We start from the raw sequence: 15186 nt of genomic DNA on the forward strand, positions 1-15186 counted from the left end.
ATTGTAGAGCCTTAGCAGGGGGTTATTATCTGATAATTTATCTTACCGCTCTCTAATTTTAAAGTCTAAAAAACAACCAGATTTTCAAAATCTTCAAGATTTTGTTTAAAAACGCACAAATTAATTAAATCATCAAAATGTATGCTCTTACAATCGTACAAACGTAATTTTATAGAGACTAAAAAAATCTACGGAAGTCGTGGGAAATTTTTTACTTTTCTTTAGCTGCAACCAAAAATCGTCGCGGGTCTCGCAGAATTATTAACTTCCATAATTATGCCGGCTACTCAATTCTTAGCCAATTCACTTGCCCGAAATAACTAATATTTGACGGAATCTTGGGATTCAGCGTTACGAAATCTATAAGACTCTTGCTAAGAAACCAAGATTCGGTAGATTCGGTGATACTTAGAAATCTGACTTTAAGATTCGACGTAATCTTGACTATTTCATCCAAACAAACTAGTAGCCATCATAATTATGGAAGTTAAAAATTCTGAGAGACCCACGACGATTTTTGTACATTCTTTTAATTTTACCCGATAATATCAAAAATTATGTTACTTTCGATGATAAAAGACCTAAATGGAACTACTTAATAAAAAGTAGAGATTGACCAACTTATTTTTTACTCGTTAACATAGCATTTTGATTCATTGATTTTTATGATTTGTGACCACAAAAATACAATTTATCGAATGCTTAGTTTTATTATCAACACTTTCCAAGAACTACCCCCAATAATCATTTGCCCCACACTTTTTGATGCACTCCTTAATCCAACAAAGATTCATAACCCTATCACGGTTTCTTGATTTAGTACAATTCATGAATGTAACAATTAAAGCCCCGATTCAGTATAATAAATTGTTTGTCCAGTAGTGTTAAATCAAATATTAAACAAGTCGTAGCATTGAGATTATCGTAACCATCAAACCCAATAACAAAAATTTAGTGAACGCTTAAATGCCGTTGTAGATGTTTTGGGGATGGGTACTAAAATTAATTATCAAATTTTTTAAAAACTATAATTCAACCCCACATAAACCATCGTAGATTTTGCTCTAAATCTATCATTTACCGACGGAATTGTTTGAATTTTTGAGGTAGTTGTTAATTCATTAAACAGAAATTGGTAGGCAACTTTCAGACCTAAATGGTCGGATAGTTTATACTGAACAAACAAATGAGAGTTCAAAGAACCTTTGTCATTATCCCCCACTAATAGGATATTGGGAGACGTTGGACTCGCTGAACTTGCTACTGATTTTCCGTTTCTGATGTACGAAGGAGTTCCTGTTGGTCCAAAAGAAATTCCGATGGCATCAATATTAAATCCTACATCAAATTTCTCGGAAACCTTATAACCCAAGCTAACCATTAAATTAAGTGAACTTACGGTAGGACTTAGAGCTAAAAGCGTATCAATGTTTTTAGCATCGCTCGTTAAATCCGCAGGGGCAGTCGTGAAATTAACATTGCTGCCAAATAATGACGTAAATCGTAAGCCCGTACCGATGTAAAAACGTTTTTTACTACCAATGCCCCAATGCTTAAATCCAGTGGCACTGATACTACCAATGGAAGTACCAACAGCACCACCTAATTCAACGGAAGTACCATTCTGACCCACTGAAGCGAAGACTACTAATAAAAAAGAAAGGAATAATAGTGATTTTTTCATATTTTTATAATGTTATTTTTGTTTAAAAACATGGGCAAATTAATTGATAAGATAAAATTACTAAACCGTTCAAACGTTTATTGTCGTTTAGCCGACAATTACAATTGAAATGAATTGCCATATTTAGCTCGTAAAAAATACGTACAAGGCTAATCCTAACAGAATTATTGTTTTGATATTGCACCAAGATAACTTGAATCTTGGTGCAATTCTATTACAACTTTTACTTGTAAAATCCATTACTTCAATAGTTTACGGTTTTAGAAACCCCAATTCAAAAAACCACATGACCAATAATACTGCCTATCATCGTTAAAATCATTGACCCTTCCATTTCGAGCATTGGAAATATTGCTCCCATGATTGCCATTGAAATTTGTACAAAAATGAATGCCGAAAATCCAAATACTACTCTGTGTATTCCTGCATATGAGGTTCTTCGTCAATTTTGGTAAAAAGTATCTGCTAATGCAGTTTTAAAAAATAAATTTTACCAATAACCCGCCCATTTAGAAATAAGAGTATAATATGAGAATTTAAGCATCTGCGATTTTAAAGGAGAAACAACCTTTCACCCAAATTGACGAAGAACCTCATTCGCTACCTTGTACACTTTGAAATTTGTGAACAAAATACCAAACAGGGACACCATAAAATATGTGTCTTACCAAAGAAACAAGCGGAATGATAGCTGCCATTTTAGTGCCCGCAATACCAGCTCCTAAAAGAGGAAACATAAAAAACCAAACAAGAGCAACGGTTTCGGCAGTAACAAACAAGAGGGTTCTTAGCCAAGTAGGCCCCCACAAAGAAGGTGCAATACCTGCATATAAAATAGCCAATAAAATCCCGTTTGAAAAATGACCAAAAATACCATAGGCAGTGCCTAAACCTGTTTTTTCACCCAAAAGCCTTGGAATATCCCACCAAGTTCCTGTGAAAAAGAAACCGATGATGTCAAAAGCAAGGGTACCTAAAACGCCACCAATAATGGCGTTTTCCCAATTTATTTTATTTATGTTCATTTTGATGAATTTTAAAAGTTAAAAAATTAAAGTTCAGGGGCAATCGGAAAGTCAAGAGGGAAACCGATTAAATTGTGAATGTAGTTGCTGATGATTTTGTCACCAACTGTAATTACCACATCAATTAAATTGGCTTCAGTATAGCCTGCTGTAAAAAACGCTTCTTTGCTTTCTTCTGTGGCTTTACCACGATTTTCTACTACAGAGGAAGCGAATTTCACCAAAGCATCTAACTTTGAGTCAAAGGAAGCCGAACCTTTACGCAATTCAATTACTTGTTCATCTGTAAAGCCGTTCATTTTTCCTAAAACCGTGTGAGCTGATTGGCAATAACGGCAACCATTAATTTGACTTGTTATTAGATTGATTACCTCTCTTTCTTTAGTTTTTAATGTTGATTTGCGATTTTGCAAAGCAAGATAGTCGCCTAATGCCGTTTCGTTTTTTGCGTAATAGGCATATAAATTTGGCACAAATCCTAAGCCTTTTTGAAGGCTATCAAAAATTGCTTGATTATTTTCCGATACTTCTCCTCGGACGGGAACAGTGAACTTTGTCATCGTTTTAAATATTAATTAAATAATTACGATGCAAAGATGGGGCAACAACGAGGGGTAATGTTAGGTCATCATTCCCGAAGAGTTGGCAATACTTCCCAAAAGCGATTTTTTAAAATCAGAAGGGCTTGTATTTTCCATTTTTTTGAAAAAACGACTGAATGTCTGTATATCTTCAAAGCCAAGTTCATATGCGATTTCTTTAACAGGCTTATCGGTATATCTTAGCATTCTCTTCGCTTCCAAAACTTTCCTTTCGTGTATGATTTGTAGCGGACTTTTCTCAGAAACCTGCGAAAAAATGTTAGCGAGTGTCTTGGTCACCTTATTTAATAGGTCTGCATATTCTTTTACTGAATGCTTCGTCTTAAAATGCTGTTCTACTAAATAATGAAACTCTCTAACCACATCAACCTCTTTTACTTCCAGTATAGAAAGGTTCATCTGTGATTTATAAATACGTGTACATAGTATAATAAATCTTTTCAACATCATTTGAAGCATCTCCAATTGCAAGTCGTCTTTTGACTGCATTTCAATTTTAAACATTCGCCAAAATGTTTCAAATTTATCCATTTCATCTTCTGGTATTTGAAAGTAAGGTAGTTGATTAGCACCATAGAACAAAAGTCCTTTACAACTCACCTCGCTATCGTGGTCTTTGACACAATAAAACTGTCGGTTAAATTTGATGATTCTTGCAGTTTCTAAACGGTTGAATTCAATTTTATGAAAGGACGTAAGGCATAGAATAGTATTGTCATTAAGTGTCAGATTTATTCCCTCAAAATCTATTTCTGTTAGCTGTCCCTTTAACCATACAAATGTAAGTGGATAAGACAACGTGTTGTCAAAAGTTAAAGAACCATCTTTTTCTATGTCAATTAATTCTATGAATTCGTTATTTAATCCTTTAAATATCATTGGGAGTTGTCATTTTAAAATGGTAAGTAAAGAAAAAGTATTGTGGTGGTAGCTTCATTGCTCGTCCGCCCGAACGTCTGCTGATATAAATTACTCATGTTCAATTACCTACAAATGTTTGATGGTTTCCGTCTGCCGAAACAAAAGTACAAAAGAATTACTAACGTTGGGGAGTCACTTAAATTTGAGGTTTTCATAACATTTGTGCGAAAATTTACGGTTTATGACTATTCTATTAGTTACAATACGCCTTCTTTTGCTTTCTTATAAACTTGAAACGGAATATTATTATGGAGTGCATCAAAAAGTGTGGGGCAATCTAAATCATATCTTAATATTAAGGATTCAGAACCATTTAACTGAACTGTTAACCATCTTGAAAAATTGTATTAAAACAATTTGCCCCACACTTTTGACGCACTCAAAATTTGTGGCGGATAGATTGGGCATAATTAATTCATTTGGCGACCTTCTTCCCGAAGATAAAATAAACAAAGTCAAAGAATTGAAAGCCCTAATGAAACCGTTTGTTTTGTCGGCCATGGCATAAATGATGCCCCCGTTGTTGCGTTGAGCGATGTTGGAATTGCAATGGGCGGCTTGGGAAATGATGCCACCATCCAAACTGCCGATGTAGTTATTCAAGACGATATGCCTTCAAAAATACCTATGGTAATCAATATAGGTAAACAAACCAAACGCATTGTTTGGCAAAATATCACTTTGGTATTTGTCGTAAAAGGAATTGTTTTAAATTTGGGTGCTGGCGGATTGGCTACCATATAAAGGTTGCTAATTGATATCTCAAAAACAATAATTGCTTGCATAGTCATTTATTTACTTTGGAAGTATAAAAAAATTACCGAACCTTACATCATTATTGCTTGTGCAATAATCGGCTTAATCTTAAAAAACTATTTATTATGACTCGAAATCAATTCCTCACAAACACAGCCGTTATTTCTGGAGCAAGTCTCTTGAAAGGCAATGATGTTTTTAGTGCTACACTGAACGAAAGCGGTTTGGATAAACTTACTGACGATACAGGAAAGTTTGTATTAGGTGCTTTGCCATATTCGGAAACATTTTTGGAGCCGTTTATGCCCGCTGATGTTTTGAAATTACATTATACAGCCCATCATGGCGGAGCGGTTAATACTGCCAATAAAGCAATAGGATTGATAAAGTCTGCTCTGGAAACTGGGAACTTTGAAGGTGTGGATTATTGGACAAAAAAACTTTCAATGCACCTTTCCAGCCATGTACTACACACTATTTTTTGGACAAACATTACAAATAAAAAAACCGAACCAACAGGTGATTTATTAAAAAGAATTGAAAAAGATTTTGGCTCTTTTGAAAAGATGAAAGTGCAATTGGCTCATCATTCCAAAAATGTTGATGGCAATGGCTGGGGGCTTTTGGGCTTTCATCCACAAAGCAACCGTTTAATGATTTTGGAAGTTGAAAACCATGAAAAACTTGCAATTTGGGGAATTATACCCTTGATGGTTGTCGATGTTTGGGAGCATGCTTATTATTTAAAGTACAAAAGTAAACGGGCCGATTTTGTTGATGAGCTTTTCAATTATATGAATTGGGACAATGCTGCACAAAGACTTGAAATTGGTTTGAAATTAATAAAATAAGTTTCTAATTAATTGACTATCAAGGCTAATATATACAAAAAAATCCGTAATTCGGGTGTCGTTATATAAGCTATTTTGAATGCTGTTAGGATTCAGAATATGAAGTTTTGATGTGAAAATACAGCATTAATAAAAACACTGTCAACTATTGCGAATAAATTATGCACATAGCACTTAAAAAAGCCTTTTTTAAGTAGTGATATTAATATTAGCCAAATAGTTTACAGTATTAATACAAACAATCAACCCTAACCATCCATAAATTTAAGACTCTTTATTGCCATGTCAAACATAGAAATTAAAGATAAAAGCGAAGTAGGAAAACTAATCAAAATTGCACCATTTAGAAAACACGTCAGAAAAACTGAGCCGCACAAGCACAACAGTTATTTTGAAATCATTTATTTGTCAAAAGGCAGTGGCATACATGGCATTGACTACGATAAATTTACGGTGCAACCGCCAATTATTTTCTTTGTAAGAAAGGAACAGGTGCATCATTGGGACTTGCTCACTGAACCTGATGGCTATGTAATACTTTTGAAGAAGAGATTTGTGGACAAGAGTCTTGACAATGAGCTAAAAATGTTGATTACAAAAGTAAGTAGTTTGTCTTGTGTTCAACTTAATGATAATGAGTCAATTGAGCAACTTTTTGAGCTACTTTCAAAGGAAAATAATAGCGAAAATGAAAGTAATAGTTTGCTTTTAGGTGGTTTGCTAAAAGCATTACTTGCAAAAATATTAGAGGTTTCAATGCTACAAATTAGTAATACTAAAACCGATTTATTTCATTCATTTAGAGAGTTATTGGGTCAGACCGCCGAAATCAAAAATAATGTTGCACATTATGCTGATATTTTAAATACAACGCCTCAAAACCTCAATGCAATCTGCCGAAAATCCGTAAACCAATCAGCTACCGAAGTTTTGGCAGAGCATATTATCATTGAAGCAAAAAGGCTTCTGTTCTATACTAATCTTACCATTTCTGAAATATCTTTTACTTTGCATTTTTCTGATTCATCCCATTTTATCAAATACTTTAAACGATTTACAGGGTATACGCCTCAAGCCTTTCGTAGTATTTAAATCTATACCGCAGTATTTTCAAATATACCACGCTTACAAGTTTTATTGTATGAAATTTACGATGCTTAATTTTGCTATAATATAATTATGTGGTGATTTTAAGGTTTAAACTTTAAAATCTTAAACAAGATGATGGATTACTTAAAAAAAAATCAAACAGACAACTCCTCTACAACCATCATTATTCGACTCATGGTTGGGGCGGTGTTTTTATCGGAGGGCATACAAAAATTTCTTTTTGCTGATAAATTAGGTGCAGGTAGATTTGCAAAAATAGGTTTGCCAAACCCTGAATTCTTAGGCACTTTTGTAGGCAGTTTTGAAATTATTTGTGGAGTATTAATTTTAATTGGCTTACTCACAAGATTGGTCGCTATACCTACGCTCGTAATAATGTTAGTGGCTGTTTCGGTAACAAAAGCACAACTTTTCATAGATAACGGCTTTTGGTCGATGATTCATGACAGCCGTACCGACTGGGCTATGCTTTTAGGTAGCATTTTTTAATCATAAAAGGTGGTGGAAATTGGTCAGTTGACCGTAAATTATTTCCCCGATTATGACCCTATTTATACTTTCATTAGTTGCTTTTTTCATTGCTATTCTCACTTTTTTTTCGGGCTTTGGTTTGGGCACAATCCTAACACCAATTGTCATGATATTTTTTCCTGTCGAGCTGGCTATCGCTTTAACTGGTGTGGTGCATTTTGCCAATAATATCTTCAAACTTATTTTACCGGATAAAAATGCCGATAAACAAGTAATCCTTCATTTTGCTATTCCTACTGTCATTACTACGTTTTTCGGAGCTTGGCTATTATTGGAGTGCATCAAAAAGTGTGGGGCAATCTCAATCATATTTTATATTAAGTATTCAGAATAGTTCAATTGAACTGTTAAACACCTTGAAAGATTATTCTCAAAACAACTTGCCCCACACTTTTTGATGCACTCCCATTTTGAATCCTATGCTATTTTTTGTAATCGAAATCTGAAAAGTTCACGTTATTTTAAGCAAATAAACTGGCTGAGAATCAAGTAGCCATCATAATTATTTAAGATAAATATTCTGCGTGACCCGTGACGATTTTTGTACGTTCTTTTAATTTTACCCTAGCTATCATTGAGATGGTACGTTTCATTTTTGTGTTGTTTAAAATTTCAATACAAACTTAGAAACCAATGTTGGAGAAATATTGGAGTGCGTAATCGCTATCAATGATTTTTTAAGATATAATTCTTGGATGAATAAAATCTTTTTTATTTTCCAAGCGAGTATTACGAATTTATACATATAAATATTTAATCCTGTATTTCCATTTTTCAAAATCGCTAAACAATGCCACACAAGACTTTAATGCGATTCTACATTATTTCTCAACTAAAAATTTCAAATTGCCGTTTCCTAATAACGTTTTCCTGTACCTTTGTCATAATGATAAAGCATTTTAAAATATTCCTTCTCACGCTTATATCGTTTTGCTACGGCATGACGGTATTTGAGTTTTCGGACACGGAGAAGAAATCAAATTTTGAGAATGAGAGTCATTTGTATGTGCAGCAGCACCATGATTACAGCTTTGAGAATGCGGATTTACAAACTGTCCCATATTTTGACATTACTTACGATTATCCAATTCGCTTTTGCTTTGATTCAACCCCGATTCCATCAAAAGATTATTTAATTTATCAAAAAACCTTCATCCAGCCCCCTGACAGGCTTTTTTTACTCCATTCTTCTTTTTTGATTTGATGCTTTTTTGGATATAATTTCGGCAATGTGATACGCATTTGCCTGTTTTTCTATTTTAAAAAATTAGCATAAAATCAAAAGATGAAAAAAATAATCCTTATTCTTCTACTATTGCCTTTTTTAGCAACCGCCCAAAATACTTTCAAAGCCACCGTTATTGATGAGAAAACCAAAGAACCCTTAGTTGGCGTTTCCGTAATTTTGGAAGACACTCAAAACGGCTCAACTTCTAATGAAAAAGGCTTTGTCGAACTCAGAAATATTCCCAATGGGAAACAAACCATTCGTTTTCAATCAGTTGGCTACGGAAAAAAAGAGAGAAATTTTACCTTTCCAATAATCACTGAGTCCGTTGAAATAGCATTAGAACCATCGACAGAAAATTTAGAAGAAGTCGTGGTAGTAGCAACCACTCGAAGCAGTAGAAATATCAAAAATATTCCTACCCGCATTGAAACTATTTCGGGAGAAGACTTAGCCGAAGGAGCTACGATGCAACCGGGGAATATTAAAATGTTACTGACTGAAAGTACAGGGATTCAAACCCAGCAAACTTCGCAGGTTTCCGCCAGTGCCAGCATACGCATACAAGGCTTAGACGGAAAATATACCCAACTTCTGCAAGATGGTTTCCCCTTGTATTCGGGTTTTGCGGGAGGTTTGAGTATTTTACAAATTCCTCCTTTGAACTTAAAAAGAGCCGAGGTTATCAAAGGTTCCACTTCGACACTCTATGGCGGGGGAGCCATTGCAGGACTTATCAATCTTATCACAAAAGAACCAACCGACACCCGAGAACTCTCATTTTTGGCAAACGTAAATCAAACTCAAGCTTTAGATTTGAGTGGTTTTTATGCGGAAAAATATAAGAAAACGGGACTAACTGTTTTTGTGGCTAATAATACTCAAAAAGCCTACGATACGAATAATGACGGATTTTCTGACATTCCAAAGTTTGAGAGATTCACGATAAATCCAAAGTTCTTTTATTATCCGAACGACAAAACCACCTTCAGTTTTGGCATTAATGCGGGGATTGAGAAACGTACAGGGGGCGATATGTTAGTGATAGATAACAAAGCCGATGCAACACATTCGTTTTTTGAAACCAATAACAGTAACCGATATTCGACCCAAGCAAAGTTTGAAAAGACTTTTGCCAACAAAAATATATTCACGCTCAAAAATAGCATTGGTTCTTTTAACCGTCAGATTTTACGACCAACCTATAATTTTGAAGGGCAACAAATTTCAACTTTTAGCGAAGCCACTTATTTAGTTCCGAACGAAAAATCGGAATGGATTTTAGGGACAAGTTTTGTTTCCGATAATTTTAAACAAGCTAATGTAGTTACCAATAAATTAGACTATTTCAATTCTTCTTTTGGTATTTTTGCCCAAAATAATTTGAATGTTACCGAGAAGTTTATCGTAGAGAGTGGTTTACGTGTAGATGTTTCTGACAAAAGTAACGTTTTTGTGCTACCTCGTTTATCATTACTTTATAAAATTACCGACCAAATAACATCCAGAGTTGGTGGTGGTTTAGGGTATAAAAATCCTACCATATTTTCGGAAGATTCCGAGGAAAAAGCCTTTCAAAATATCAGTCCACTTGATTTTGCAATAATTAGCCCCGAAAAATCGTATGGTTTAAATGCCGATATTAATTATAAAACGACCATTTTTGAGGAAGTAAGTTTATCTTTCAATCAAATGTTTTTCTATACAACTATTAATAATCCCTTAATTTTAAATCGGGTATCCAGCACAAATATTTTTGCATTTTCCAATGCCAACGGAAACATTGAGAGCAAAGGTTTTGAAACCAATATAAAACTCCGAGTTGAGGATATTTCTTTCTACCTTGGTTATACCTACATTGATGCGAGTAGGAATTTTAATAACATTTCAACCATCAATCCTTTGACGGCAAAGCATCGTTTGAACGCCAATATTATGTGGGAATTGGGGGAGAAATTTAGGCTTGCTTACGAGGTTTTTTATGTAGGACAACAGTATTTAACTAACACGGAAAAGGTAAGAGATTATTGGGTTATGGGCATTTCGGGGGAATATAGATTTAAGCATTTCAGTTTATTTGCCAATTTGGAAAATTTTACGGACAGCCGACAATCTCGCTATGAAAATATGTTTTCGGGAACTATCCAAAATCCCCAATTTAGAGAAGTTTACACACCAACGGACGGACTTATTTTCAACGGAGGTTTAAAAATCAATTTATAGTTATGAATATTTCAACAATAGAAATTTTAAAATATGCACTTATTGCAACTTCGGCAACTATAATAGGTTGTCTAATTGCACTTTACATTAAGCCAAGCGATAAACTAAGAGGCTTTTTATTACATTTTGCGGCAGGTATTATTTTTTCGGTTGTTGCAGTTGAAATATTGCCAGACATTGTACATAGAAATATGCCGTTAGACATAGTTATTGGCTTTAGCATGGGCGTGATAACTATGTTTTTAGTGAAAATGTTTAGCGAAAAAATGGAAGATGATCATGAAAGTAATGAAGCGAAAGTACCTTGGGGTTTAATAGTTGCAGGTTGCGTGGATGAATTTATTGATGGTTTGTTGATAGGGATTGGCTTTATCGCAGGACAAAAAGAAGGCATTTTACTGACTGTTGCACTTGCTGTCGAAGTTTTTGTATTCAGTCTTGCGGTTACCTCTACATTGAGAAATAAAAATATTAGTAAAGGAAAAACCGTTCTGATTATGGCTTCTATGGCTATGTTATTTCTAATTGGTACAATGCTTGGAGCAACTTTATTAAGCAATTTGACCGCTAATTGGCTGGAAATTATTCTTTCTTTTGGTTTAGCGGCTTTACTTTACTTAGTAACGGAAGAACTTTTAACCGAGGCATACGAAATGAAGGAAAGCCCTTGGTTAACTTCGGCATTTTTTGTCGGATTTTTACTTTTTTTAATCATCGGAATTATAGTTTAATCGAAAAAAAAGAAATTATGGAAAAGTGGAAAATATTTGCCATCATTTCAATGCTTTTTGCAGGATTAACTTCTGTAATTGATAGATTTGGCATGAAGAATTTGAGTAGCGATGTAGCGTTGAGCATCAGAACAATGGTCGTTTTTAGCATTGTTATGGTTAATGCTTTTTTTTTAATAATGCTATGTCTGAAATAAAACAAGCCCCTAAAAGTAATTTGATTTTCTTAGCTATTTCGGGCATCACAACCTCATTATCATGGATTTTTTACTATCGAGCCATGAAAGAAGGACAAGTTGCGTATGTGGCGAGCATTGACAAAGCAAGTATTGTGGTAACGCTTTTACTTTCGTTCATTATTTTAAAGGAACCTATGACAACGAAGGTTTTAATTGGTGCAGGTTTTATTTTAGTAGGAATGGCAATTTTGATTTGGAAATAAACGCACACCAAAAGTATGTAGAGATATTTTTATTCTTTGTACTTAGAATTACCTAAAAGTTCCGAAATTTATCTTTTTCAGGTTTAAATACATCGGTCACATTAATAGTGAATATGCCTTCTCGCTATTAAAAACCCCTCTGTGTGTTAAATAAAATTTGTCCCGTCGAATCCACAAAAGTGGTTCTTAGTAAATTATTGGATAGAGAAATAAGGGTGAAACTTGGGGTTATTGTGCCAAACAAAACCGAGCTTTCCTGTTTAACCAATTCAACGGTAGAAGAACCTGCACCCGCCACCACGTAATCTACTGAACTATCGGGGCGTTTAAGGTATTGAGAACTGTGGCTGTGTCCACAGAAATACATTTGAACATGGTTTTTTTCTAAGATGGGTTTTATTTGACTAATCAATTCATCCTGATTACCGTGACCAAACCCTGCGGAATAGATGGGATGATGTCCAATAACAATCTTCCACTTTTCCTTCGCATTCGTCAAAACACTATCCAACCATACTAATTGTTTTTGCGTATCTTGGTTAGCAATATCGGAATAAGCCTTTGGATTTTTAAGATACTCTTTCACAAAAGGATTAGAGTCAATGAACACCAAACGAACCTTGGTCATTTCATCAATGGTTTTCACCAAAGTAAAATAACGGGCTGGCATTTTCCAACGAGAGCTTTTAAGGGAATAATCAATTTGAGCCTGTGGATTACCTTGATAGTCGTGATTTCCGAGTGCAACCAACCAATCTTTTTGTAAACCAATTCCCGCATAAACCTTTTCAAAAGATGTTTCCCACTGAGAATCAGTGACATTTTTTACCCCCGATTCATAAAAATTATCTCCCGTTGAAATGACAAATTGAGCGTTTTCTTTCAAAGCCGTTCGGTTCATTTGATTAGCGACTTCTTGCTGGTTTTGCGTACCATTTCTCCCCCAATCTCCCACGACTAAAAACGATAATTCTTTCAGCGGGTTGGAAGAAGTTGAATCGTGATTACAAGACCATAGGGTCAAAAGCAATAAGCAATAAAGAAAAAATCTTTGGATAAATGGCATAAAGTATTTTTTTAAATTTAGGATAAACAACGCTACTTATTATCCAACGATTCTAAAAATTAGAATCATAAAATGAATGCAACAAAAATAGCTTGACATCCATCTATAGCGTATAGTAATTTTTAGGCTCAACAGCTAAATGATTTTAAATTCGCAAACTATTTTCTTACAAAATAAACCATCCTATAAACCATCTCAGTAATCAAACAAAACTCGCTGATAAAAACGGGTAAAATCTTACAAAATAATTTGAGATAATGGGATTTCTTCAAACTTGGTTTTCATGATTTTTCAAATCCCAAACCCTTCAACAATATTCAATCAACCAATTCGGGCTTGCTTCAATACTGACTTTATTTGTATATTATTGCGAGTGAGCACCAGTAAGTGTCGTGAATGAGTACCACTTGTGGATAAGTATTTAGCGAGATTTACAAAGATAATTATGGATTGATAGGATTGTCATTTTCTCGAGATTTTCTCATGGATTCACCTTTCAATTCTATGCGATGTACTTGTTGCATGAGTCTATCCAAGATTGCATCAGCAAGGGTAGGTTCGTTAATATAATCGAACCATTGAGCCACTGGTAATTGTGAAGTAATGATAGTGGAGTTCTTACCATGTCTGTCTTCGATAAGTTGCAAAAGCGATAACTTCGCTGGGGTATCCAAAGGTTGTAAACCGAGCGTCGGTCGCCCCAATCGTCTAAAATAAGAAGGTTGAGTTTTTCAAGTTTAGCGAGTTCTTTAATAATCGAACCGTCTGCCCTGGCGAATTGCAGTTTTTGGAGTAGTTTAGGCATCGAAAAGTAGCCAACCTTTATACCAATTTGACACGCTTGATAGCCAAGAGCCGAAGCAATGTAGCTTTTTCCACAACCCGTTGCACCCGTAATAAATACGTTTTCACTTCTTTTGATAAAAGAAGTATCCGCTAAACGGGAAAGAAGATTTTTATCCAATCCTCTTTGGGGGAGATATTGGATTTCTTCAACGATGGCTTGATAACGAAAGTGGGCCGCCCGAATACAGCCGATGGTTTTACGGTTCAATCTTTCTAAATGTTCCGCATCAAGGAGTTGAGCTAAAAGTTGGTCTGCCATTGGTTGCATATCAAGAGGAAGGCTCAAAATGTTTTGGTAAGCGGTTGCCATACCTGAGAGTTTTAAGGCTTTCATTTGTTGCAATGTTTCTTGCTGATTCATTCTATATTGAATTAAAATTTGAAAAATTATTGATAGTTTTTTGCTCCACGAATATTAGGATGGAAAGGAATAATGTTGTCTTTTATGGGTTCTTCTTGGAAAATAACATGGTCTAAATCCCTATCCAAGATGTTTAAAATGAGTTTTAAGGATAAAAAATCGTGTAGTAATGCTCTTTCACAAGCGGCTTCTAAACGTATTTTCCCAATCTCTTTTTTCTTTACTAAGGCTAAGATTCCCGCATAAGATCGGGCGGCGTTCCGCTTATAGGCTTGTTCGGGATATTTACGAGTACATAGAAGCTGCTCAATGGCTTTGAGGGTATTTTCTCCTACTTTTTGGGCTTGTTCAGTAAAGAATTCAGAGGACTGTGCTTTTAGGTTTGTGCTGTTGAATTTTTCCAAGAAAAAAGTAATTTCAAATAATTTCTCAAAGTGAGAAAACCATCCCCTCAGAAGTACCTTAATGTACTGTGATGGGTTAAAGACCCAAGGGACGATTCAAGGCTCTGAGGGGTTCATTAACACAAGATTCATATAGAAATTTGGGAAAGACCCATGAGCAAAGTAATGAATACGTTAATGAAAGGTTTTGTACTATCATTTAAATTGAGTCAAAATTATGAAAACTTTTTCTCATTTCATTGGCATTGATATTTCCAACAGGTTCAACGCATTTAAAAGTACAATAAAACTGCTTGGAAAAATACAAATTGAGCTTATTTTGGATAATGAAAAAAGATTCAATTTAAGATAAAACCTAAAAATGAAGTATTTATGTTAACATAAACCTAAAACCAGATTCAAATT

At 34.7% G+C, this 15186-nt stretch carries 15 protein-coding genes and 2 pseudogenes; 9 read left to right on the plus strand and 8 right to left on the minus strand.

The features are described 5' to 3' along the window. Positions 1–1018: 1018 nt before the first annotated feature. The 4 genes from AC1W31_RS18145 to AC1W31_RS18160 all read right to left on the minus strand — a co-directional run bounded on the left by AC1W31_RS18145 (position 1019) and on the right by AC1W31_RS18160 (position 4190). Positions 1019–1684 carry a hypothetical protein gene (locus AC1W31_RS18145; protein ID WP_481735907.1) on the minus strand — a complete coding sequence of 222 codons (666 nt, stop codon included), beginning with the start codon at positions 1682–1684 and terminating at the stop codon, positions 1019–1021. Between the two features lie 593 nt (positions 1685–2277). Beyond that, entirely contained in the window at positions 2278–2709 is a 432-nt protein-coding gene (locus tag AC1W31_RS18150) for a hypothetical protein (protein ID WP_481735908.1), read from the minus strand. 26 nt (positions 2710–2735) lie between these two features. Further along, positions 2736–3269 carry a carboxymuconolactone decarboxylase family protein gene (locus tag AC1W31_RS18155; protein ID WP_481735909.1) on the minus strand — a complete coding sequence of 178 codons (534 nt, stop codon included), beginning with the start codon at positions 3267–3269 and terminating at the stop codon, positions 2736–2738. 60 nt (positions 3270–3329) lie between these two features. Next, entirely contained in the window at positions 3330–4190 is an 861-nt protein-coding gene (locus AC1W31_RS18160) for a helix-turn-helix domain-containing protein (protein WP_481735910.1), read from the minus strand. Between the two features lie 430 nt (positions 4191–4620). Between AC1W31_RS18160 and AC1W31_RS18165 the strand changes: the two are divergent. From AC1W31_RS18165 to AC1W31_RS18205, 9 genes and pseudogenes are all read left to right on the plus strand, one after another. Then, a pseudogene (locus AC1W31_RS18165) lies at positions 4621–4973 on the plus strand (heavy metal translocating P-type ATPase); the annotation flags it as partial. A gap of 140 nt (positions 4974–5113) precedes the next feature. After that, on the plus strand, positions 5114–5839 hold the full coding sequence (locus AC1W31_RS18170; RefSeq protein ID WP_481735911.1) for a superoxide dismutase: 726 nt from the start codon (positions 5114–5116) through the stop codon (positions 5837–5839). A gap of 282 nt (positions 5840–6121) precedes the next feature. Beyond that, positions 6122–6931 (plus strand): helix-turn-helix domain-containing protein, encoded by an 810-nt coding sequence (locus AC1W31_RS18175; protein WP_481735912.1) that lies wholly within the window; start codon positions 6122–6124, stop codon positions 6929–6931. 129 nt (positions 6932–7060) lie between these two features. Then, on the plus strand, positions 7061–7438 hold the full coding sequence (locus AC1W31_RS18180) for a DoxX family protein (RefSeq protein WP_481735913.1): 378 nt from the start codon (positions 7061–7063) through the stop codon (positions 7436–7438). A gap of 52 nt (positions 7439–7490) precedes the next feature. Beyond that, positions 7491–7814: a TSUP family transporter gene (locus tag AC1W31_RS18185; protein ID WP_481735914.1), complete on the plus strand. Its 324-nt coding sequence runs from the start codon at positions 7491–7493 to the stop codon at positions 7812–7814. A gap of 951 nt (positions 7815–8765) precedes the next feature. Further along, positions 8766–10931 (plus strand): TonB-dependent receptor, encoded by a 2166-nt coding sequence (locus AC1W31_RS18190; RefSeq protein ID WP_481735915.1) that lies wholly within the window; start codon positions 8766–8768, stop codon positions 10929–10931. A gap of 2 nt (positions 10932–10933) precedes the next feature. Next, entirely contained in the window at positions 10934–11662 is a 729-nt protein-coding gene (locus AC1W31_RS18195; protein WP_481735916.1) for a ZIP family metal transporter, read from the plus strand. A 17-nt stretch (positions 11663–11679) separates the two neighbouring features. After that, positions 11680–11859 (plus strand): hypothetical protein, encoded by a 180-nt coding sequence (locus tag AC1W31_RS18200; RefSeq protein ID WP_481735917.1) that lies wholly within the window; start codon positions 11680–11682, stop codon positions 11857–11859. Continuing rightward, a complete protein-coding gene (locus tag AC1W31_RS18205; protein WP_481735918.1) occupies positions 11847–12104 on the plus strand; it encodes an EamA family transporter in 258 nt (85 codons plus the stop codon). Before AC1W31_RS18200 ends, AC1W31_RS18205 begins: the two co-directional genes overlap by 13 nt. Positions 12105–12231: 127 nt before the next feature. Here AC1W31_RS18205 and AC1W31_RS18210 read toward each other — a convergent pair whose 3' ends face one another. The 4 genes and pseudogenes from AC1W31_RS18210 to AC1W31_RS18225 form a co-directional block, all read right to left on the minus strand. Continuing rightward, positions 12232–13170 (minus strand): purple acid phosphatase family protein, encoded by a 939-nt coding sequence (locus AC1W31_RS18210; RefSeq protein ID WP_481735919.1) that lies wholly within the window; start codon positions 13168–13170, stop codon positions 12232–12234. A gap of 443 nt (positions 13171–13613) precedes the next feature. Next, positions 13614–13874, minus strand: a complete 261-nt coding sequence (locus AC1W31_RS18215; protein ID WP_481735920.1) for an ATP-binding protein — start codon at positions 13872–13874, stop codon at positions 13614–13616. A 53-nt stretch (positions 13875–13927) separates the two neighbouring features. Beyond that, positions 13928–14377 (minus strand): annotated as a pseudogene (locus AC1W31_RS18220) (ATP-binding protein); the annotation flags it as partial. Positions 14378–14403: 26 nt separating this feature from the next. Beyond that, positions 14404–14781 carry a hypothetical protein gene (locus AC1W31_RS18225; protein ID WP_481735921.1) on the minus strand — a complete coding sequence of 126 codons (378 nt, stop codon included), beginning with the start codon at positions 14779–14781 and terminating at the stop codon, positions 14404–14406. Positions 14782–15186: the final 405 nt, after the last annotated feature.

The sequence above is a fragment of the Arcicella sp. genome, from assembly GCF_964672035.1.